General features: G+C 66.8%; 20 protein-coding genes and 1 pseudogene. 13 read left to right on the top strand and 8 right to left on the bottom strand.

The window, feature by feature from the left end; translation table 11 throughout:
* Positions 1-15: 15 nt before the first annotated feature.
* On the bottom strand, positions 16-681 hold the full coding sequence (locus RHA1_RS22245) for a ThuA domain-containing protein (RefSeq protein WP_009477624.1): 666 nt from the start codon (positions 679-681) through the stop codon (positions 16-18).
* A 209-nt stretch (positions 682-890) separates the two neighbouring features.
* Between RHA1_RS22245 and RHA1_RS22250 the strand changes: the two genes are divergently transcribed.
* Positions 891-1,973, top strand: a complete 1,083-nt coding sequence (locus RHA1_RS22250) for a LacI family DNA-binding transcriptional regulator (RefSeq protein ID WP_011596937.1) — start codon at positions 891-893, stop codon at positions 1,971-1,973.
* 46 nt (positions 1,974-2,019) lie between these two features.
* Positions 2,020-2,904 (top strand): LLM class flavin-dependent oxidoreductase, encoded by an 885-nt coding sequence (locus RHA1_RS22255; RefSeq protein WP_011596938.1) that lies wholly within the window; start codon positions 2,020-2,022, stop codon positions 2,902-2,904.
* Between the two features lie 43 nt (positions 2,905-2,947).
* On the opposite strand, the gene RHA1_RS22260 is transcribed toward RHA1_RS22255, so the two are convergent.
* Complete coding sequence (locus RHA1_RS22260; protein WP_011596939.1) at positions 2,948-3,982, bottom strand: proline racemase family protein; 1,035 nt, start codon at positions 3,980-3,982, stop codon at positions 2,948-2,950.
* A gap of 181 nt (positions 3,983-4,163) precedes the next feature.
* Complete coding sequence (locus RHA1_RS22265; protein WP_063721801.1) at positions 4,164-4,457, bottom strand: dihydrodipicolinate synthase family protein; 294 nt, start codon at positions 4,455-4,457, stop codon at positions 4,164-4,166.
* A 133-nt stretch (positions 4,458-4,590) separates the two neighbouring features.
* Here RHA1_RS22265 and RHA1_RS51970 point away from each other — a divergent pair, with 133 nt between their 5' ends.
* From RHA1_RS51970 to RHA1_RS22295, 6 genes and pseudogenes are all read left to right on the top strand, one after another.
* The gene (locus RHA1_RS51970) at positions 4,591-4,779 is read left to right on the top strand and encodes a DUF1937 family protein (protein WP_237726938.1); all 189 of its coding nucleotides are present in this window, start codon (positions 4,591-4,593) and stop codon (positions 4,777-4,779) included.
* A 96-nt stretch (positions 4,780-4,875) separates the two neighbouring features.
* Positions 4,876-7,079: pseudogene (gene treS, locus RHA1_RS22275) on the top strand (maltose alpha-D-glucosyltransferase).
* A 60-nt stretch (positions 7,080-7,139) separates the two neighbouring features.
* Positions 7,140-7,793, top strand: coding sequence for a hypothetical protein (locus RHA1_RS22280; protein ID WP_009477646.1), 654 nt, complete (start codon positions 7,140-7,142; stop codon positions 7,791-7,793).
* Positions 7,794-7,900: 107 nt separating this feature from the next.
* Positions 7,901-9,439, top strand: coding sequence for an arylsulfatase (locus RHA1_RS22285; protein WP_011596943.1), 1,539 nt, complete (start codon positions 7,901-7,903; stop codon positions 9,437-9,439).
* Positions 9,440-9,444: 5 nt separating this feature from the next.
* Complete coding sequence (locus RHA1_RS22290) at positions 9,445-10,389, top strand: HAD family hydrolase (protein WP_011596944.1); 945 nt, start codon at positions 9,445-9,447, stop codon at positions 10,387-10,389.
* Between the two features lie 74 nt (positions 10,390-10,463).
* Entirely contained in the window at positions 10,464-11,348 is an 885-nt protein-coding gene (locus RHA1_RS22295) for a formylglycine-generating enzyme family protein (RefSeq protein WP_237724168.1), read from the top strand.
* Here the strand turns inward: RHA1_RS22295 and RHA1_RS22300 are convergent.
* The 4 genes from RHA1_RS22300 to RHA1_RS22315 all read right to left on the bottom strand — a co-directional run bounded on the left by RHA1_RS22300 (position 11,340) and on the right by RHA1_RS22315 (position 15,696).
* On the bottom strand, positions 11,340-11,687 hold the full coding sequence (locus RHA1_RS22300; RefSeq protein ID WP_009477650.1) for a YidH family protein: 348 nt from the start codon (positions 11,685-11,687) through the stop codon (positions 11,340-11,342). The genes RHA1_RS22295 and RHA1_RS22300 overlap by 9 nt on opposite strands.
* Positions 11,684-13,174: a protein kinase family protein gene (locus RHA1_RS22305; RefSeq protein ID WP_011596946.1), complete on the bottom strand. Its 1,491-nt coding sequence runs from the start codon at positions 13,172-13,174 to the stop codon at positions 11,684-11,686. Before RHA1_RS22305 ends, RHA1_RS22300 begins: the two co-directional genes overlap by 4 nt.
* 140 nt (positions 13,175-13,314) lie before the next feature.
* Positions 13,315-14,685 carry an amidase gene (locus RHA1_RS22310; RefSeq protein ID WP_009477652.1) on the bottom strand — a complete coding sequence of 457 codons (1,371 nt, stop codon included), beginning with the start codon at positions 14,683-14,685 and terminating at the stop codon, positions 13,315-13,317.
* Between the two features lie 36 nt (positions 14,686-14,721).
* Positions 14,722-15,696, bottom strand: a complete 975-nt coding sequence (locus RHA1_RS22315) for a D-2-hydroxyacid dehydrogenase (RefSeq protein WP_009477653.1) — start codon at positions 15,694-15,696, stop codon at positions 14,722-14,724.
* Positions 15,697-15,779: 83 nt separating this feature from the next.
* On the opposite strand from RHA1_RS22315, the gene RHA1_RS22320 reads away from it, so the two are divergent.
* From RHA1_RS22320 to thpD, 4 genes are read left to right on the top strand one after another with little or no spacing between them, the layout of a single operon-like run.
* Positions 15,780-16,520 (top strand): maleate cis-trans isomerase family protein, encoded by a 741-nt coding sequence (locus tag RHA1_RS22320; RefSeq protein WP_037197713.1) that lies wholly within the window; start codon positions 15,780-15,782, stop codon positions 16,518-16,520.
* Between the two features lie 34 nt (positions 16,521-16,554).
* On the top strand, positions 16,555-17,295 hold the full coding sequence (locus tag RHA1_RS22325) for a maleate cis-trans isomerase family protein (protein WP_011596947.1): 741 nt from the start codon (positions 16,555-16,557) through the stop codon (positions 17,293-17,295).
* Positions 17,282-17,959 carry a GntR family transcriptional regulator gene (locus RHA1_RS22330; protein ID WP_011596948.1) on the top strand — a complete coding sequence of 226 codons (678 nt, stop codon included), beginning with the start codon at positions 17,282-17,284 and terminating at the stop codon, positions 17,957-17,959. The genes RHA1_RS22325 and RHA1_RS22330 overlap by 14 nt, the downstream gene beginning before the upstream one ends.
* A 36-nt stretch (positions 17,960-17,995) precedes the next feature.
* Positions 17,996-18,910 (top strand): ectoine hydroxylase, encoded by a 915-nt coding sequence (gene thpD / locus RHA1_RS22335; RefSeq protein WP_011596949.1) that lies wholly within the window; start codon positions 17,996-17,998, stop codon positions 18,908-18,910.
* Positions 18,911-18,951: 41 nt separating this feature from the next.
* Here the strand turns inward: thpD and RHA1_RS22340 are convergent, their stop codons facing one another.
* Positions 18,952-19,395: a MarR family winged helix-turn-helix transcriptional regulator gene (locus tag RHA1_RS22340; protein WP_009477657.1), complete on the bottom strand. Its 444-nt coding sequence runs from the start codon at positions 19,393-19,395 to the stop codon at positions 18,952-18,954.
* 155 nt (positions 19,396-19,550) lie between these two features.
* Between RHA1_RS22340 and RHA1_RS22345 the strand changes: the two genes are divergently transcribed.
* Entirely contained in the window at positions 19,551-20,750 is a 1,200-nt protein-coding gene (locus tag RHA1_RS22345; protein WP_011596950.1) for an MFS transporter, read from the top strand.
* Position 20,751: the final 1 nt, after the last annotated feature.

Here is a 20,751-nt window from a genome sequence, read left to right on the forward strand (position 1 = left end):
TGTCTCCTTGCTGTGTCAGTTCGCTACGCGGGCGGCGTAGCGCAGTCCCTGCTTGGTCAGTCGGCGCACGTTCGGCTCCGACAGGTCTGCCGGCGTGTGGCCGATCGAGTGGTAGAAGACCCGGCCGGCGCCCCACTGGCGCACCCACGCCACCGGGCTGCGCAGTCCCTCCAGCCAGGGCAGGTGCTCGCCGCTGAACTCGGTCTCCGCGAGCACCCGGTTGTTCGGGTCGACGTGCATGTAGTACTGCTCGGACGCCACCGCGAAGTCCTCGACACCAGCGGTCACCTCGTGCTCGCGGTCGGTGATGGTCACCTTGTACGGCTGCGGGAAAGCCTCTCCCGCAGGATGTTCGACGAAGTCGCCGCCGAGGAGGAAGTGGTACTTCAGGCTCGCCCGGAACGCGGCGGCGGCGCCGTGCCACGCTGCGACCCCGGTTCCGGCCACGACGGCGTCGAGCAGGTTCTTCTCCTGCGAATCGCTCAGGTCTTCGGTGGTGAGCGCGTTGTTCCAGCCGAGCACGATCAGGTCGTATCCGGTCAGGTCACGGTCGAGGGTGAAGATGTCCTGTGACTCCTCGACCTGGTAGTTCAGCTCGGAAAACAGTTCGCGTGCCCATGCGGCGATGTCGTACGGATGGTGGCCGGGCCAGCCGCCGTAGAGGTAGAGGACCTTGGTCATGAGTGCTCCCGTGGATGATGAAACCGCAAATGGTGAAACGATTAACTTATGGTGGTGAATCGTATCACCGGCTGGGGAGCTGTCAATGGCTGATGCCGAGGGGGACGTGGGGAGCGTCCGGACGCGGACTAGGATCGGGCTTTGCCAATTGTGCGCTCCGGTGCGCAACGGCCGGTTGCGGCCGATGATCGCCGACGAGGGAGCACCACTTGGTCACGATGAAGGACGTCGCCCGAGCGGCCGGAGTATCGGTCGCCACCGTCTCCTACGCTTTCAGCAAATCGTCGAAGGTCTCTGCGACACAACGGGAACGCATCTATTCCGTCGCCGCGGAACTCGGTTACGCCGGGCCGAACATCGCCGGGAGCAGTCTGCGGTCGGGGCGAATCGGCGCGGTCGGGGTGATCGTGCCCGACTCCCCGGTGCAAGCGCTCGAGGATCCGTCCGTGACCCTGCTGATGAAGGGCATCGCGGAGATCGGGAACTCGGCCGACATCGCCCTCACCCTGTTTCCGGCCTCACGTGGTGGCTCCCCGGATTCACCACCGAACTCGCTGGTTCTCCGTGGACTCGTGGACGGTGTGGTCATCCACAACGTCCCCGACGGTCATCCTCTGGTCGAGGCGATCATCGCGCGCGGTATCCCGGCCGTCGTCGTCGATTCGCCCAGAAGTGCGGGACTGCCGTTCGTGGCCATCGACGACCGGCACGGCGCCTATCTGCAGATGGACCACATCCTGAGCCTGGGCCATCGACGCATCGGGATCATCGTCGACAAACTCGGCCAGGACTCCGACTGCCGGATGGTCACGGCGGACGACGTCGGCGCAGCGACCGAACGCAACGCGCGGGAGCGGCTTGCCGGTTACTACGCCGCGGCCCGTGACCACCACCTCCCGGTGGAGGAACTGTCGATCGTCGTGGCGGGCAACATCGATCGCGCCGCCGGTGCCGAGGCCACCCGGATCCTGCTCGACGCCGCTCGGCCGACCGCTCTCGTGGCGACCTCCGATGTGCACGCGGTGGCGGCGTGGCAGGTGTTACGCGAGCGCGGCCTGACGGTGCCCGACGACATGTCCGTCATCGGATTCGACGACGCACCCGTTGCAGAGCTTCTCGGTCTCAGCACAATTCATCAGCCGATCGTCGAGAAGGGCCGCGCGGCCGCGACGATCCTGCTCGATCGGCTGGGCGGCGGCACCCGCACACGATCGTTGATGAAGACGTCGCTGGTCGTCCGCGCCAGCACCGCGCCGCCGCGCGAATCCAGCACCGCGCCGCCGCGCGAATGATGGCGATGCCCCGCGACGGCCGGGCGTCATCCTCCATGATGGATCGATGACGACTGCGGTGCCGCGACTGGGCGTGACGTTCATCCCGACGATCGAACCCGAGAGGTTGAAGGACTTCGCGCGGGTGGCCGAGGACAGTGGTCTCGACGAGATCTGGTTGTGGGAAGACTGTTTCAAGGAGAGCGGCGTTGCTACGGCGGCCGCGGCACTCGCGTGGACGGAGCGCATCCACGTCGGCGTCGGGTTGATGCCCGTCCCGCTGCGCAATGTCGCGCTCACCACGATGGAGATCGCCACGCTCGCTCGGTTGTTTCCGGGTCGAGTGATCGCGGGTATCGGACACGGTGTGCAGGGCTGGATGGAGCAGGTGGGTGCGCGGGCGGCGTCGCCGATGACCCTCCTCGAGGAATACACGGTGGCGCTCCGGGCACTGCTGGACGGCGAGTCGGTGAGCACGCAGGGGCGGTACGTTCGGCTCGACGGGGTGAGACTCGACTGGCCTCCCGCTGAACGGGTTCCGCTGATGCTCGGCGGCGAAGGTTCCAAATCGGTCCGCCTGGCGGCACGTCTGGGTGACGGCAACCTCCTCGCGTCCGCGGTCGGCGACGGCGACATCCGCAGAACCCGCGACCTGATCCTCGACGAAATCGGAGCCGACGGGGTGTCATCGCATCACCTGGTCGTCCCGAAGATCGCCGCTACCGGGGAGGGTGCGCGGCAACGGGTGGACGAGGAACTGGCGCGGTGGGAGAAGCCGGCCGACACCGGAATCGGGGTCGCGGGTGACGCGAACACCGTCGCCGAGGAGGTGCGAAGGCTTGCCCGCCTGGGCGCGACGTCGGTAGCTTTCGCGCCGACCGAGGATGAACCGGACCTGCTGGGCTTCGTCGAGTTCCTCGGCCGCGCCGTCAAACCTCTTATCCCGACGTGAGTGGGAAAGAGTGCCCGAGCACACTTTCCCACTCACGTGCGGGTCAGTTGCCGGTCGGCCAGGTGTCGGACAGGGTGTAGCCGGTAGGGAACGGGTCGGCGGGGTCGAGCCCGACCTGGCTGAGCTCGGTGATGTACGCCTGGCCGCTGACGCGGGGGACCACGGCGTCGTACGTTCCGACCTTCGTCAGTCTGTCGATCCGGCTCTCGAAGCGACTGCCGATCACCGATTCGTGCACGAACTTCTCCCCGACCTCGATGAGGCCCTTCGCCTTCAGCACCGCCAGTCGGGCGGACGTGCCGGTGCCGCAGGGCGAGCGGTCGAGTCGGCCGGGGGAGACCACCACGGCATTCCGGGCGGTCAGCACCCCGTCGGTGCGTGAGAGCGGGCCGACGAACTCGGTCTGGGTGATTCCGGCGAACTCGGGATTGGTCGGGTGCACCGCGGGGATCTGCTCGGCGGCGGCGGTCTTGAGCTTCTGTCCGAGGTCGCAGATCTCGCGCGCCTCGTCGGGTTGCAACTTCAATCCGAGTTGGTCGGCGTCGGCGAGCACGTAGGCCATGCCACCCCCCGCCACCTCGACGGTCAGGGTGCCGTAGCCGTCGAGTTCGAGCGGCACCCCGATCTCGTAGGCGAACGCGGGCTGGTTCTCGAATTCGACGCTCGTCACCTTGCCGTTCTCGCAGGTGCAGCGAATGCGGATGAGCCCGGCGGGTGCTTCCAGCACGATGTCGGTGACCGGTTCGACCATGGGAATCATGCCGGTCTCGAGCAGCGCGGTGGCGACGCACATGGTGTTGCTGCCCGACATGGCCGGGTACTCCGTGGACTCGGCGATGACGTAACCCATCTGGGCTTCGGGGTCCGTCGCCGGGACGACGAAGTTGACGCACTGGGTCACCGAGCCCCGCGGCTCGTGGAGCAGAAGCTGACGGAGGTCGTCGCGATGCTCGCGGAAGTGCTTCATCTTGTCGAAGACCGTGGCGCCGGGGACGTCGCCGATTCCGCCGGTGACGACGTTGTTGATCTCGCCCCCGACGTGACACTTCACTACGTTGACTACTCGACTCCAGCGCACGATCTTCCTCCGTGTGTTCGTCTGCGTTGCGGTGGCCTGGTTCCACCCTGCCAGGACTGAACTTCTCTGTGCCTGCCGGCGAGAGGCGAGGCCGGCAGCGGGGGTGATTGCTGCCGGCCTCTGCGCACGTGTCGGGGAAGGGTCACTCCGTGATGAACGCGCGCGGTCTTCTTGGTGGTGACTAGCGGGCGTAGGTGAGTCCGGTCTCGGCGATGAGCTTGGTGAGCTCTTCCTTCTTGTCCGCGGGCAGCTCACCGTACGGTGCGCGGGGCACTCCGAGGTCCACGCCGACGGCCTGAGCGGCCGCCTTGGTGGCCACGGCGTAGCCCTCCTTGCCGAGGAAGTCGAGGACGTTCCACAGCCGCTTGAAGATTTCGAGGGCCTCGGTGTACTTGCCGGCCTTGGCGAGTTCGTAGATCGCGACGCACTCCTTGGGGGCGAAGTTGGGCGCACCCCAGATGGAAACCGGCGGCACCGGCGGAGAAGGCGGGCAGCACGATCGTGTCCCAGCCGACGAAGGTGTCGATGGCGTCGCCGAGGCAGGTGTCGATGTCTCATCCCGTCAACCTGACCTTCACCGGAAAGGACAACACGGCGATCGTCAGGATGTGGGGACCCGTCGACCGGTGTTCATGGACGCGATGGAGGAACTGATCATCCTCGACCTCCCCGGATGGGATCAGAGTTCCGGCATCAGACGCGAGATCGAGTTCTTCGAGAGCCGGGACAGGCGGGTGAGCCTGTGGTCCGAGGCCTCCGCCGAGTTCGTCGCACCCGAAAGTTCCCCGGTCCGCTGACAGTCCTCCAACTCCCCATGCCGGGCGGTCGTTTCCGTGGCACGGTGGACGGGTAGCCGACCGTGCGGCGAGCAGACGAGATGACGACGGAGGACCATGAACCCCGAGATCCATCACGAGCCCAGCGAGATCAGCTACGACGAGCAGTTCTACCCGGCGCGCCCTCGGCCGTTGAAACCGTCGGTCCGCCGTGCGACCAGGGTCGATGCGCAGACGGGTGAGCCCGTGCCGGACAACCCGAACTATGTGGAGTGGCTGATCAATCAGTCGATCCTGCACGATGCGAAGTTGATCGCGGAGCAGTTGTCCGGCAAGGGCAGCATGTGGCAGAACCCGTATGCCGATCCGAATCCGCGCGCAGCGGTGGAACGCGGATCGGTGTGGTTCACGGCGTACCCGATTTCGATCATCACGGCACCGGGCGCGAGTTTCCTGAGTTCCCTCGGTGACGAGTCCCTGTGGCAGGCGTTCTCCGAGATCGGGGTGACGGCCGTCCACACCGGGCCGGTGAAGCAGGCGGGCGGGATCAACGGGTGGCGGGCCACGCCGTCGGTGGACGGCCACTTCGATCGCATCAGCATGCAGATCGACTCGGCATTCGGGACCGAGGAGGAGTTCCGCAGGCTCTGCGTCGTCGCCGCCGCGTACGACGGCATCGTCATCGACGACATCGTCCCCGGTCACACCGGCAAGGGCGCCGACTTCCGGCTCGCCGAGATGGCGTACGCCGACTACCCCGGCATCTACCACATGGTGGAGATCGAACAGCAGGATTGGCACCTGCTTCCTCGTGTGCCGGAAGGCCGGGACTCGGTCAACATCGACGCCGACACGGAGGCGCAACTCGCCAGGGCCGGGTACATCATCGGCCAACTCCAGCGCGTCATCTTTTACGAACTCGGTGTCAAGGAAACCAACTGGAGTGTCACCCCCGTGGTGAAGGGGGTGGACGGCATCGAGCGGAGATGGGTGTACCTGCACTATTTCAAGGCCGGGCAGCCCTCCATCAACTGGCTGGATCCGTCGTTTGCGGGCATGCGTCTCGTGATCGGCGACGCGTGCCACTCCATCGCGGACCTCGGTGCGGGCGCGCTTCGACTGGACGCCAACGGATTCCTCGGGGTCGAACGCCGAACCGAAGGACTGCCCGGGTGGTCGGAGGGGCATCCACTGTCCGAGGCGGCGAATCACCTGATCGCCAGCATCGTGCGGAAGATGGGGGGATTCACGTTCCAGGAACTGAACCTCACCATCGACGACATCAAGGCGATGGGCACGACCGGAGCCGACCTGTCCTACGACTTCATCAATCGTCCCGCCTACCATCACGCCCTCGTCATGGGGAACACCGAATTTCTCCGGCTCACCATGAACCTCGCCCGCGATCACGGTGTCGACGCCGCGTCGCTCGTTCACGCCCTGCAGAACCACGACGAGCTGACGTTCGAACTGGTCCACTTCGCGACGCTGCACAAGGACGACGAGTTCGCATATGGCGGCGAGTCGATCAAGGGGTCGGATCTCGGTGACCGCATCCGTAAAGATCTGTGCGAGAGGCTCACCGGACGGTGGGCCCCGTACAACCGCACGTTCACGACCAACGGGATCGCCTGCACGACCGCCAGTGTCATCACCGCGGCGCTCGGCATCCGCGACCTGGACAGGATGGATGCCGCCGACATCGACACCGTCAAGCAGGCGCATCTGCTCCTGGCGATGTTCAACGCACTCCAGCCCGGTGTCTTCGCCCTGTCGGGCTGGGATCTGTGCGGGCTGCTGCCCGTGCCGTCCGAGGACGTCGCCGACCTTCTCGCCGAAGGCGACACCCGGTGGATCAACCGCGGTGCGCACGACCTGATGGGGGTCAATCCCGAAGCCGCCCGGTCGGAGTCGGGCATTCCCCGGGGCACCAGCCTGTACGGGAGTCTGCCGGTGCAACTGCAGGACCCGACGTCCTTCGCTTGCGGTCTAGCCCGGATCATCGACGTCCGTAACCGGTTCGGCATCGCCACCGCGGTCCAGCTCGACGTGCCCACGGTGTCGCACAAGGGGCTGCTCGTCATGGTCCACGAACTGGCGGACGCGAGTCTCGAAGTGACGGTTCTCAACTTCACGTCCGAGGAGATCGCCCGCGACCGTGCAGTCCCAGTCCCCTGCCGGCCGGATCGCCTGCGGTCAATCTGTTCACCGACGAACAGATCGGCACCGTCGACGAACTCCACAGCTTCCCGATCACCCTGGCCCCGTACGAGGGGGTTCCCGTCGTCGTGCGACCGGGCAGGGCGGACGACGCGGGCTGATCCGGTCACGCTTGTGCGTCCCTGTTGCCCTGGAGCTCGGCCTCGGCGAAGACTGAACTCATGGCCGGCACACAGAGCGAGGCCGAGTTCCACCAGCTACGGACTCCACGGGCCGCGGCCGTCGCCGGTGTCGTCTTCGGTGTCCTTTTCGCCTCCAGCATCGTGCTGCTGCGCACCGGGCTGCCCGGCGAAGCCGCCACCCCGTGGTTACACCACCAACGGCAGATCACGACGGCGCTGATACTCGCACCGTTCGCGGGCATCGCGTTCCTGTGGTTCATCGGTGTCATCCGCGACCGGCTCGGGGACCTCGAAGACCGATTCTTCTCGACCGTCTTCCTCGGCAGTGGGCTGCTGTTTCTCGCCATGACGTTCGTGTCGACGGCAATCGCAGGCGGGCTCCTCGCCGTCTCCCGGCTGACCAACGTTCCGCAGAACGACCTCGTCTTCTTCGGGCGCGAGGTGATGTTGCATGTGAACAACGTCTACGGGGTGCGCATGGCCGGGGTGTTCATGATTTCGCTGGGAACAATCTGGCTGCGCACCGGATTGATGCCGCGGTGGCTGGCTGTCGCCACCTACGCGCTGTCCCTCACCTTGCTGGTGGTCGTGAGTTTCAGTCTCTGGGTGACGTTGGTCTTCCCGGCCTGGGTGATGGTGATCAGCGTGTACATCCTCACCGTGGATCGGCCGCCCTCGATCCCCCCGGACTGACCGCCGTTCCGGGACACGAGGTTCTCACCCGGTACGGGTGATGTGGCGCGAGGGCGCCGCGAGCAACGTCATGACTGCGATTCCCCCGATGATGCGAGGAGAGACAGATGACGGACGCGAAACCCAACATCCTGGTCATCTGGGGCGACGACATCGGTATCACCAATCTCAGCTGCTACAGCGACGGACTGATGGGGTACCGGACGCCGAACATCGACCGCCTCGCCGACGAGGGCATGAAGTTCACCGACTCCTACGGTGAGCAGAGCTGCACGGCGGGTCGCGCGTCGTTCATCACCGGTCAGAGCGTGTACCGCACCGGCATGAGCAAGGTGGGGATTCCGGGCGTCGACATCGGATTGTCGCCCGAAGACCCCACCATCGCCGAACTGCTCAAGCCCCTCGGATACGCCACCGGACAGTTCGGGAAGAACCATCTCGGCGACCTGAACAAGTATCTGCCGACCGTGCACGGGTTCGACGAGTTCTTCGGCAACCTCTATCACCTCAATGCCGAGGAAGAACCCGAACTGCCGGACTTCCCGAGCGCCCTGGACTATCCCAAACTGCACGAGTTGGTCAAGCCGCGCGGTGTGCTCCATTGCTGGGCAACCGAGGAGGACGCCGGTGAGGTCGATCCGCGGTACGGGCCGCTCGGGAAGCAGCGCATCGAGGACACCGGGCCGCTGAACAAGAAGCGGATGGAGACCATCGACGACGAGACGGTAACGGCGGCAATCGACTTCATGACGCGGCAGAAGGAAGCGGACACACCGTTCTTCGTGTGGATGAACACGACCCACATGCACCTGCGGACCCACACGAAGCCGGAAAGCATCGGCCAGGCCGGGCACTGGCAGTCGCCGTACCACGACACGATGATCGATCACGACAAGCATGTCGGCCAACTGCTCGACGCGGTCGACGAACTCGGCCTCGCCGAGAACACCATCGTCATCTACAGCACCGACAACGGTCCCCACGCGAACACCTGGCCGGACGGTGCGACCACCCCGTTCCGCAGTGAGAAGGACACCAACTGGGAGGGTGCGTTCCGCGTCCCGGAGGTGATCCGCTGGCCGGGCAGGATCCCCGCGGGCAGCGTGTCCAACGAGATCGTGCAGCACCACGACTGGCTCCCCACCTTCCTTGCCGCCGCGGGTGCACCGGATGTCGTCGAGCAGCTGAAGACCGGCTACGAGATCGGTGAGAAGACCTTCACGGTGCACATCGACGGCTACAACCTGCTCCCGTACCTCACCGGTGAGGTCGAGACATCCCCGCGCCGGGGAATGATCTACTTCTCCGACGACTGCGACGTGCTGGGCATCCGGTTCGACAATTGGAAGATCGTGTTCATGGAGCAGCGGGCGCAGGGCACCCTCGGGCTGTGGGCGGAGCCGTTCACCGCCCTGCGGGTACCCAAGGTGTTCAACCTGCGCACCGACCCCTTCGAGCGGGCCGACATCACTTCGAACACCTACTGGGACTGGTTCCTCGACCACGACTACATCACGATCTATGGAACATTCATCACCACCCAATTCCTCGAGACGTTCAAGGACTTCCCACCGCGACAGGAGCCGGCCAGTTTCACCATCGACCACGCGGTGGCCAAGCTGCACGCGTACCTGTCGAGGGACTGACCGACGTGGGCGCCGGGCTCGGTGGTTCCTGGTCGGACGGATCGACGCGGTCCGCGATCGAGGACTTCGTCGCACGGGTGACGTCGGCGGGCGGACCGGACTTCGTCGAGCCCGCCGACCGGGTGGCCGTGTTCGACAACGACGGCACACTCTGGTGCGAGAAGCCGATGCCCATCCAGCTCGACTTCACCATCCGGCGCTTCGCCGAGATGGCCGCGAAGGATCCCGACCTCCAGCAGACGCAACCGTGGAAGGCCGCCCACGAGCACGACCTTCAGTGGCTCGGCGCGGCGATGGTCAAGCACTATCAGGGCGACGACGGCGACCTGAAACTGTTGATGGGCGCAGTCACCGAAGCATTCGATTCGATCACCGTCGAGAATTACGACGCAAGGGTGCGGGCCTTCTTCGACGACGCGGATCACCCGACGCTCGGCCGCCCGTACGCAGGCTGCGGATACGCGCCGATGGTCGAGTTGCTGCGCTATCTCGAGGCGAACGGATTCACGATCTACATCGCGTCCGGTGGTGATCGGGACTTCATGCGCCCGGTCGCCGGGCGGCTGTACGGGATTCCGCCGGAACGCGTCATCGGCAGTGCCCTCGGCCTCTCGTACCGTGAAGGGGCGGACACGAGCGACCTGCTCTACAAGGCCGCGATGGACTTCTTCGACGACGGGCCGGAGAAACCGGTTCGAATCTGGAGCAGGATCGGGCGACGGCCGATCCTGTCGGTCGGCAACTCCAACGGCGACCTGCCGATGCTCGCGTTCTCCGGGCTACCCGACCGCCCGTCGCTTCGGGTGCTGATCCTGCACGACGACGCCGATCGCGAATTCGACTATGTCGCGGGCGCGGAACAGGCCCTCGAACACGCACGAGAAAAGAACTGGACCGTGGTAAGCATGAAGAACGATTGGACGAGCGTCTTCTCGCCGGCCGTCACCTGATCAGGCAGAAGGGCAGGCGTGTGGATACCCAGACCGTCTCCGAAGTCCGGCACATCCCCGCTCAGACCTTCACGATGGGTTCGGATCGGCACTATCCGGAAGAAGGTCCGGCGCATCGGGTCGCGGTCGACGCCTTCGCCATCGAGACCCACCAGGTCACCACCGCGCAATTCGCCCGGTTCGTCGGCGACACCGGGTACGTGACGGTCGCCGAGCGGCCGCTGGACCCCGCCGAATTCCCCGGTGCTCCCGCCGAGAATCTGCAACCCGGATCGATGGTGTTCACCCCCACTCGGGGCCCGGTCGATCTGCGTCACCTCAGTCAGTGGTGGACCTGGACCGTCGGTGCGTCGTGGCGGCACCCCACGGGACCGGGTTCGACGATCACCGGCCGCGAAACGCATCCCGTCGTCCACGTCGCCCACGAGGATGCGGCAGCGTACGCGGAGTGGGCCGGGCGGTCCCTCCCCACCGAGGCGCAATGGGAGGCCGCGGCGCGCGGCGGACTCGACCACACCGAATTCACCTGGGGCGACGCCGCCGAGAGCGAATCCCCTCCGCTGGCGAACTACTGGCACGGGGAGTTCCCGTGGCGCCCGGACCCCGGGTACGGCACCACGACCGCCGTCGGTAGCTATCCGCCCAACGACTACGGTCTGTTCGACATGGCGGGAAACGTGTGGGAATGGACCGCCGACTGGTACTCGGATCGGCACGCCGACACAGCGGAGTCGTGCTGCGCACCACGCAATCCGCGTGGGCCCGGCATGTCGGAGAGCTTCGACGCCCGACAGCCCCAATTCCGGGTGCCCCGGCGGGTGATCAAGGGTGGGTCGTTCCTGTGTGCGGACAGTTACTGTCGGCGGTATCGGCCCGCGGCACGGCGGCCGCAGATGGTCGACACCGGGATGAGCCACATCGGATTCCGCTGCGTCACGGCCCTGCCCGGGTCAGAGTAGGACCACCACGGCGAGGAGCGCGAGCACTGTGACGATGCTGGAGGTGACCACGGCGGTGAACGTCGCCGGTGCGAATTCCCCGGATTCGATCTGCCTGCTGATGACCCGATAGCGGATGGTGCCGTACGCGGACACCAGTAGTCCCGCGCCGATCAGGATCAGTCCGGCTGCCACGGCATGACCGCCGCGATTCGGTGCGAACTTGGCGACCGCCACACCGAGCGCGGCGACGCTGATGCCGGTGCGATGCCAGGCGAGGTAGGTCCGCTCGTTGGCGAGATGGTCGCGCGCGGTGCTACCCGTGTTCGGCTGGGTGGGTCCGAAAATGTTGGGGCTCATGCGCCGCTACCCAGGAAGCCGATCTCCGACAGGCGCGACTGGAACCCGGACTCGCCGCCGGACAGTCCCGAGATCCAGATCAGGACCCGGTCGGTGGGTGCGGGCGTCCGGGCCACGATCTGGGTGACCCCGTCACCGAGGGTGGCGCTGCCGATCAGCTGGGTGCGATCGATGCTCGCCCACGCGACGGGCGCGGTCCGGATCTCGACCGTGGTGCCCGGTGTCGGGGAGTCGATCCAGACGGTCCGCAGATCGACGGGCCCGGGAAACGACACGATCAGACCCATTCCTTGCTTCGCCGCCGAAAGTTGCTGTGGGTAACGGTCGGTCGCCCAGGATGTCGCGGGGTTCGCGTCGACGGCGAGGGAGGCAGTGGCACCGTTGTCGGGGAAGCGCAGAGGGGAGTAGGCGGCCGCGGACGACGGGGTGAGCGGCGCCTGACGGGGGTCCGGAACCGGCGCGATCTGGCTGAGCATGCTGTCTGCGACGGCGGCCGGGGGAGCGTCCGACGAGCTGAATGTGGCGCCCGCCGCCCACCCGGCGGCGCCGAGCGCGACGATCAGGGCGAGTGCACCGCTCAACGCGGGAAGCGGCGCGTTCGGCCGGGGTGACAGGTTGGTGGGTGCCGGGCGGGCTCTCTTCGTAGTCGTGGCGAATGCGGATGCCGAGCGGGCCCGCGCGTCCGCCAAGATGCGGTCGAGGGCGTCGACGATCGCCTGCGCGGTGGCCATCCCGGGTCGCCGGGCAAGCGCGTTCATGGCCACGTCGGACAGACGTCGTGGAATCGCGGGCCGCACACGATGCGGCGGGACGACCGAACCGTCACCACGCCTGCCGGCCGGGGGCAGCCCGGCTGCGCGGGTCGCGCCGGACGAGGACAACGGCCACGTGCCGAGCAGCAGGGCGTACAGCAGCGCACCGAGCCCCGCGACGTCGTCGGCTGCGCTGCCGTCGGCAAGTGTGGCGGGGAAGGCGAGGACCGCGAGTCCGTCGTGGGAGATCCGCACCCGGTTGGGATGATCGAGTGAGATGCGGGCACCGAAATGGTGTGCGTCTGCGGTCGCGGCGGCCAGGTGCCGCACGGTGCGAGCGGCATCCAACGGCCGTGGGACCGTGTGCGCGACATCCGCGACACGCCACCCCGGCGTCCATTCTGCGACCACGGCGATCCGGTCGCCGACCGCCGCGATGTCGTAGACCTGTGCGATCCGGCCCTCGTGGCTGAAGCTGGTTCCGGTGGTGTTCCGGCAGAAGCGCGCCACCGGATCCGGACGTGTGTCGGTGGCGCGGACGTGCGCCGAGTCGACGAGGCTGAGCGCGACGTCCCGGCACAGTTCGGTGTCGTGCGCGTGCCACCACTGCACCCAGTCGGGTCCGGCGAACCGGCCCAGGAGCCGGTATCGGGTGGCGACGAGCGTGCCCGGGGCGAGCGGATCCGGGCCCTGCGGCGAATGCGGCAGGGCCCCGGACACCGGCGTCGCTGTCATCTACTCTCCCGGGCTCTCCCCGACCCCGAAAATCCCTGTCAGGCAACTGTCACCCGGCAGCAGAGCAGATATTCGCACGGCACCGGGCCTACTGCTGATCATCCTCGGATGCCGAGCGAACCGTGTGCTTTTCGGCCGACCTAGCCGAGGACGTGCTCCGCGTATCGCGCGACCGCGAGCACCAGATCGTCCGAGTGCCGGGGGCCGATGATCTGCAGACCCACCGGCAGACCCGCTGCGGTGCGGCCGACGGGGATGCTGATCGCCGGCTGCTGCGTCAGGTTGAACGGGTAGGTGAACGGAGTCCACTGCGGCCAGCTCGTGAGATCGCTGCCCGGCGGCACGTCGTAACCGGCCTCGAAGGCCGGAATCGGGACCGTGGGCGTGAGCAGGACGTTGTGCGTCAGATGGAATTTGCCCATCCTGATGCCGATGTCCGCGGCGACCGCGCGAGCGTCGAGATAGTCGACCGCGCTGAACTTCTCGCCCCGTTCCCAGACCTTGCCGAGCCCCGGGTCGACCTTGTCGCGCGCACCCTCCGGGAAGTTCTTCAGCATGGCCGCGGCGCCGGCCGCCCACAGCAACTCGAAGGCCTCGATCGGATCGCTGAAGCCGGGGTCGGCGGCGGTGACCGGCAGACCGGCCGCGTCGAGGGCCTGCACCGCTCGGTCGACGATCGCCCGGACCTCCGGATCGACGGTCACGTAGCCGAGCGTGGGGGAGTACGCGACTCCGAGTCCGACCACGTCGCGGCCGATCTCGCCGCGGAAGGTGGTCGCGAACGGCGCGAGCGACGTCGGGTCGCGCGGGTCGGGCAGCGACAGGATGTCCATCAGCAGTGCCGCATCCTCGACCGTGCGGGTGAGGGGGCCGGCGTGCGCCAGCGGCCCGAACGGGCTCGCCGGGAACAGGGGGATCCGACCGTGGGTGGGTTTGAAACCGACGACGCCGCAGAACGAGGCGGGGATGCGCACGCTGCCGCCGCCGTCGGTGCCGACGGAGCAGGGACCGAGACCGGCCGCGACTGCCGCGGCACTGCCGCCCGAGGATCCGCCGGCCGTCTTGGTCGGGTCGGCCGGGTTGCGGGTGATCCCGCACAGGGCGCTGTCGGTCACGGCCTTCCAGGCGATCTCGGGGGTCGTGGTCTTGCCGAGGAACACCATGCCGTCCTCGCGAAGCCGGGCGGCCACGGGACTGTCGACGTCCCACGGCTGGTCCTCGTCGACGGCCTGTGATCCCCGCAGCGTCGGCCAGCCGTCGGTGAGGAAGATGTCCTTGATCGAGATCGGCACGCCGTCGAGCAGCCCCTTGGAGTAGCCGGTGGTCCAGCGCTCCTCGGATTTCCGGGCCTGCGCGAGGGCTCGCTCCTCGTCGACGAGGCAGTAGGAATTGATGGTGCGGTCACGCTCGGTGATGGCGTCGAGCATCGCTTGCGTCGCTTCCACCGGCGAAAGTTCTCCGGACGAGAAGGCCGTGACCAGTTCGACGGCGGTCATGTCGGTGGGATTCATGAGAACTCCTTCAGCCTGGACGTTCGGGCCCTGTCTTCATCGGCTCGGTACGTACCCGAGGTGCTTGTCAACTACGTTCTCGAGCGGGTACCCCGCAACCCAGCGTTCGAAATTGTCGGTGAACACGGTTACGAGGTCATCTCGCCAGCCGGCGAAGTCGCCCGAATTGTGGGGCGTGATCGAGACGTTCGGCATGTCCCAGAGTGGATGGCCGGCGGGGAGCGGTTCCGTGTCGAACACGTCGAGCGCGGCGCCCGCGATCGTCCCCGCCCGGAGCGCTGCGACGAGGTCGTCGGTGCGGACGAGCTCACCGCGTCCGACGTTCACGAACCGGGCTCCCGGCTTCATCGCGGCGAACGTCGAGTCGCGGAACAGGTGGCGGGTCTGGTCGGTGAGCGGTGCCACCGCGATCACGTAGTCGGCGGCGGCGAGCTGCTCCGGGAGATCTTCCGTTGCGGTGACCGTCCCGAAGTCGGGGTCGGCGTTGCGTGCGGTGCGGCCCGACCCGCTGACCTTCATACCCGCCGCGCGGAGAAGCCGTGCGATCGCGCGGCCGATGGGACCGGTGCCGACGATCAGGGCGGTGCGGCCCGCGATCCGTTCGGATTCGCGGTGCTGCCACGTGTGGGACTGCTGCAGGCGCAGCGAGCCCGGCAGATCCTTCGCGAACGAGAGGATCTGGGCGAGCACGTACTCGGCGATCGCCCCGTCGAACACGCCCCGTGAGTTGGTGATCGTGACGTCGCTGTCGCGGGCCTCGGGGAACATCACGGGATCGACGCCTGCCGCGGCGATGTGCAGCCACTGCAGCGAGCCGGCGGCGTGCCAGGCTCCCGGCACCGCGTCGGTGAGGAAGTCGTAGAGGAACAGCACGTCTGCGCCGTCGAGGGCGTCGCTCAGCCCCGCCTTGCCGGTGTAGCGAACTTCGGCACGGGACGCGACGGGTGCCATGAGTTCGTCGCTCGGCAGGACGTGGGCATGTAGCACCGCGACGATCGGGTTCCGACTCACGTTGACACCGTATGAGTAACTCGTATGATTGTCAACAATCTGATAATGCTCGGGCGTGGCCGAAACGAAGGTGAGGCCTGGTGTTGGAACTGAACATTCCCGAATTCGAGGGGCCTATCGCGCAACGGGGAATCGGCATCATCGCCCCGTTCGACCTGGCGCTCGAACGAGAACTGTGGCGATGGGCTCCCCTCGAGGTGAGCCTGCATCTGGCGCGCACGCCGTACGAACCCGTGCCCGTCAGCCTGGAGATGGCCGAACTCGTGTCCGAGCGAAGACACCTCATGGCGGCGACGCGCGACGTCCTGCACGTCGAACCCGAGGTCGTGGCCTACCTGTGCACGTCGGGAAGTTTCATCAAGGGCCTCGAATACGAGCGAACCCTGTGCGACGCGATCTGCGAGGCCGGCGCCCAGCACGCGATCACCACGTCCGGTGCGCTGGTCGAGGCGATCGAACACCTCGAGCTGAGCAGGCTGTCGGTGATCACGCCGTACGACGCCCCGCTGACCGAACGACTGCACGCGTTCCTCCACGAGGCGGGCACCGAGGTGGTGCGCTCCGATCATCTCGGGCTCGGCGGTGGCATCTGGAAGGTCAACTACCGCACGATCGCCGAGCGGATCATCGCCGCGGACGACCCCAGGTCGGAGGCGATCTTCGTGAGCTGCACGAATCTGCCGACGTACGACGTCATCGCCCCGCTCGAGCAGGAGCTCGGGAAACCGGTCCTCACCGCCAACCAGCTCACGATCTGGGCCTGTCTCGGCCGGATGAAACTCCCCATGACGGGCCCCGGCAAGTGGCTCCGCAACGTCTTCTGACATCACCCCTCACGACACGGAAAGAGGAGAACGTATGACGAGCACGCCGACCCCCACTGTGGGATTCATCTACCCCGATCACGCCGCCGAGGACGACTACCCCTTCGCCGCGGAGATGCTCGGAGTGGATCTGCCGGTCGTGCACATCTACGGCACCGACCTGCACGCCGTGCCCGAACTACTCGACCTCGGGAGCCCTGAGAAGCTCGCAGGCGGGGCCGCACTCCTCGCCGAGGAGAAGCCGGACGCCGTCGTGTGGGCCTGCACCTCGGGCAGCTTCGTCTACGGTCCCGACGGGGCGAAGCAGCAGGCCGAGACGCTCGCCGCGGCCACCGGTGTACCCACGTCCAGCACCAGTTTCGCGTTCGTCCACGCCCTGCACGCGCTGGGGATCACCCGCGTCGCGGTGGCCGCCAGCTACCCGGAGGACGTCGCGAAACTGTTCGTCGAGTTCCTCGCCGCCGCCGGTATCGAGGTGCTGTCGATGTCGAGTGCGGGAATCGACACCGCGGCCGAGGTCGGTCTCCTCAGTCCGGAATCCGTGGTGGAACTCGCGGTGGAGAACGACCACCCGGACGCCGAAGCCCTGCTCATCCCTGACACGGCCATGAGGACGCTGGGTGCGCTGAGTACTCTCGAGCAGCGCCTCGGCAAGCCGGTCCTCACGGCAAACCAGGTGACCATCTGGGAAGGCCTGCGTCTTGCGGGCCACACGGCGGTGCACCCGTCGTTAGGAACCTTGTTCGAGAAAGGCCACAGTCATGGCTCTGACTGACCTGGAACCCGTCAGTCGTCAATCGACTGCCGAATTCATCGCGGACCGCCTGCGGGTCGCCATCATGAAGGGTGCACTCGAACCGGGTGCGCAGCTGGGCGAGGCGGAACTGGCCGCGCATTTCCAGGTCTCGCGCGGGCCGCTGCGCGAAGCCATGCAGAGACTGGTGTCCGAGGGCATACTGCACAGCATCCGTCATCGCGGGATCTTCGTGACGGAGCTGACCCTCGACGACGTCGTCGACGTGTACCGCAGCCGCTCTGTCATCGAGCGCGGGGCGCTCGAGATGATTCTCGACGACGGCCGCCGGGAATCCACCTACCTGGCGCTCGAACCCGCCGTGCTCGTGATGCAGGCCGCGGCCGAACGCGGCGACGCCGCCGCCGTCTCGGACGCCGACCAGCAGTTCCATCAGATCCTGGTGGAGAGTTCGGAGAGCCCGCGGCTCATTCGCGCGGCGAGGACGCTGCTGATCGAGACCCGGATGTGCCTGGGTGCGTTGCAGACCACCTACGACGACATCCGCGAGCAGGCGCAGGAACATGCCACCCTGCGCGAGGCGATCCGGACGGGTACAGCTGGAGAGGTGCAGAAACTGCTCGCCGAACACCTGGACGACGCCGTCCAGCGGCTCCGCGCCGACCAGAAGACTCTGTCGTCGTAGCGACAGAGAAGTAGAGGTAAGTGCCGAGGAGGGACAATGACTCAGGTAGCTGAGGTTCAGGGATACACCAACCACCACGATCGCTACCCCACTCGGATCGCCGCCGAGCCGTCGATGCTCCAACGGGCCGAACCCGCCGTGTGGGGCACACCCGCCGACGGGCCGTTCGATTCGTCGGCCCTCGCCGGACACGAGTCACGCGGCTTCACCATCATCGACAACATCCTGAACGCCGGCGAAGTGAAGTCGTGCCGGGAGGAACTCGACCGGCTGTCCCGGGACCCCGCGATGCGTGACAGCGGGCGCGTCATCTGCGAACGCGGCACCGACGAGGTCCGTTCCGTCTTCGACGTGCACCGGCGCAGCGACGTGGTCGCCGAGCTGATCCGCGACGGCAGAATTCTCGACCGCGCACGGCAACTCCTCGGCTCCGACGTCTACATCCACCAGAGCCGGATCAACTCGATGCCCGGGTTCAAGGGCACCGGCTTCTACTGGCACTCGGACTTCGAGACCTGGCACGCCGAGGACGGTCTCCCCGTCCCGCGGGCCGTCAGCTGCTCGATCACGCTCACCGAGAACTACCCGTTCAACGGGTCGCTGATGGTGATGCCCGGTTCGCACAAGCGATTCGTCCAGTGCGTCGGCGCCACCCCCGACGAGAACTACACGTCGTCTCTCGTCGCCCAGGAGGTCGGGGTTCCGCGTCGTGAAGACGTGACCCGGATGGCGGGGGAGTTCGGGATCGACCAGTTCACCGGTGCCGCAGGCACCGCGCTGTGGTTCGACTCGAACGTCATGCACGGGTCGGGGAACAACATCACGCCCTACCCCCGGTCCAATCTGTTCCTCGTGTTCAACAGTGTCGAGAACACCCTCGTCGAGCCGTTCGCCGCGGCGCGTCCGCGGCCCGAGTACATCGCGTCACGCGACTTCACGCCGCTGTCCTGACGTGAGTGGCACAGCGTGCTCCGGCACGCTGTGCCACTCACCTATGCGGGGACTTCGTGCAGGGCTCGGGCGAGATGGGCGAGCTCGGGAATGTCGGCGGCCCGATCGAGCGCCGCCTCCAGCGTGGCGTCGTGAGTGGGACGAGCCTCGTCCAGTGCGGCCCGGCCGGCCGGTGTGAGCTCGGTGTAGATGCCGCGGCGGTCGTCGTCGCACAGAATGCGGGTGAGCAGTCCGCGGTTCTCCAGACGGTTCACGAGCCTGGTCGTAGCGCTGCTGCTCAACGCCGCCGCGCGGGCGAGTTGCGCCATGCGCATGTGCCAGCCGTCCTGGCGGCTGAGGGCGTCGAGCACCGTGTACTCGACCACCGAGAGATCGTGCCCACGCTGCAGGGCGCGTTCGAGCTCCGCCTCGAGTAGCCCGTGCAGGGCCGCGAGCGTGCGCCATCCCTGCGACCGGATCTCGACGGCGTCGTCAGCGACTGCCATGGCCCACCTCCTGTGGATACGACTGCCAGATCAGAATACCAGCTTGCGCACATAGAAGGCGTGTGCAACTATTTATACCGCGCCTGCAACTAATGCAGACGCGGTATTCGAGCTAGCGCTCTTATCTCCCAGTCTGTACGAAAGGAGTGGCTGCGATGCCACTGGGTCTGCTCGCCCTCGCAATGGGCGGCTTCGGGATCGGTCTCACCGAATTCGTCATCATGGGATTGCTGCCGGAGGTGTCGGCCGATTTCCAGGTGAGCGAGTCGGTGGCCGGCTACCTCATTTCCGGCTACGCCCTCTCCGTCGCCATCGGAGCGATCGTCATCACCGCAGCCGTCACCCACTTCGACCGCAAACGTGTGCTCCAGGCGCTGATGGTGCTGTTCATCGGCGGCAACCTGCTGTCGGCACTGGCCCCGACGTACGACGTCATGATGGGCGGACGCGTCCTCGCGGCCCTGTGCCACGGCGCGTTCTTCGGCATCGGCTCGGTCCTCGCCGCCGACCTCGTGCCCGCAAGCAAGCGGGCAGGCGCGATCGCGACGATGTTCGCGGGTCTGACCATCGCCAACGTTCTCGGTGTCCCGTTCGGCACGTTCCTCGGTCAGCAGTTCGGCTGGCGCTCCACGTTCTGGGCCATCACCGTCATCGGTGTCGTGGCGCTGATCGGCATCGCAACGCTGGTGCCGTCCGTGTCCCGTCCGGCGGACGCACCGGAATCCGCCGGTCTGCGTAGCGAACTGCGGGCCTTCCGATCTCCGCAGGTGTGGTTCTCGATCGCCGTCACCATCCTCGGATTCGGCGGTATGTTCGGCGCGTTCACGTACATCGCGTTCACCCTCACCGAGGTCGGCGGATTCGCCTCGACCAGTGTCCCCTGGCTCCTCGTGCTCTTCGGCGGCGGTCTGTTCGTCGGCAACGTCCTCGGTGGACGTGCCGCCGACAAGGCACTCACCCGCACGCTGATCACGATCCTCGCCGTGCTCACCGTCGTGCTCGTCGTGTTCGCCCTCACCGCGGGGAGCAAGCCGATGACTATCGTGGCCCTGTTCTTCATGGGCGCCTTCGGTTTCGCGACCGTCCCCGGACTGCAGATGCGGATCATGAACTACGCGGCGCAGGCGCCGACCATGGCGTCCGGCGCGAACATCGCCGCGTTCAACGTGGGCAACGCACTCGGGGCCTGGCTCGGCGGCATCACCATCGCCGCGGGACTCGGCTTCACGTCCCCGATCTGGATGGGTGCCGCACTGACCGTGGGTGCGCTCGCCGTTCTCGTCCTCGCCACCGCACTCGACCGTCGGCCGAAAGGTCAGTCGGTGGAGGAGGATCCGGCGGTGGTGTCGGTCTGAC

The organism is Rhodococcus jostii RHA1, assembly GCF_000014565.1.
In the GTDB taxonomy this organism is placed as follows: domain Bacteria; phylum Actinomycetota; class Actinomycetes; order Mycobacteriales; family Mycobacteriaceae; genus Rhodococcus_F; species Rhodococcus_F jostii_A.

Bases quoted from the DNA above. Each gene is read 5' to 3' on its own strand.
- RHA1_RS22295 (WP_237724168.1), top strand. From the start codon at position 10,464: ATGGGTTCGGATCGGCACTATCCGGAAGAAGGTCCGGCGCATCGGGTC.
- RHA1_RS22325 (WP_011596947.1), top strand. From the start codon at position 16,555: ATGACGAGCACGCCGACCCCCACTGTGGGATTCATCTACCCCGATCAC.
- RHA1_RS22345 (WP_011596950.1), top strand. From the start codon at position 19,551: ATGCCACTGGGTCTGCTCGCCCTCGCAATGGGCGGCTTCGGGATCGGT.
- RHA1_RS22305 (WP_011596946.1), bottom strand. From the start codon at position 13,174: ATGACAGCGACGCCGGTGTCCGGGGCCCTGCCGCATTCGCCGCAGGGC.
- RHA1_RS22285 (WP_011596943.1), top strand. From the start codon at position 7,901: ATGACGGACGCGAAACCCAACATCCTGGTCATCTGGGGCGACGACATC.
- RHA1_RS22280 (WP_009477646.1), top strand. From the start codon at position 7,140: ATGGCCGGCACACAGAGCGAGGCCGAGTTCCACCAGCTACGGACTCCA.
- RHA1_RS22310 (WP_009477652.1), bottom strand. From the start codon at position 14,685: ATGAATCCCACCGACATGACCGCCGTCGAACTGGTCACGGCCTTCTCG.
- RHA1_RS22300 (WP_009477650.1), bottom strand. From the start codon at position 11,687: ATGAGCCCCAACATTTTCGGACCCACCCAGCCGAACACGGGTAGCACC.
- thpD (WP_011596949.1), top strand. From the start codon at position 17,996: ATGACTCAGGTAGCTGAGGTTCAGGGATACACCAACCACCACGATCGC.
- RHA1_RS22245 (WP_009477624.1), bottom strand. From the start codon at position 681: ATGACCAAGGTCCTCTACCTCTACGGCGGCTGGCCCGGCCACCATCCG.
- RHA1_RS22330 (WP_011596948.1), top strand. From the start codon at position 17,282: ATGGCTCTGACTGACCTGGAACCCGTCAGTCGTCAATCGACTGCCGAA.
- RHA1_RS22340 (WP_009477657.1), bottom strand. From the start codon at position 19,395: ATGGCAGTCGCTGACGACGCCGTCGAGATCCGGTCGCAGGGATGGCGC.
- RHA1_RS22255 (WP_011596938.1), top strand. From the start codon at position 2,020: ATGACGACTGCGGTGCCGCGACTGGGCGTGACGTTCATCCCGACGATC.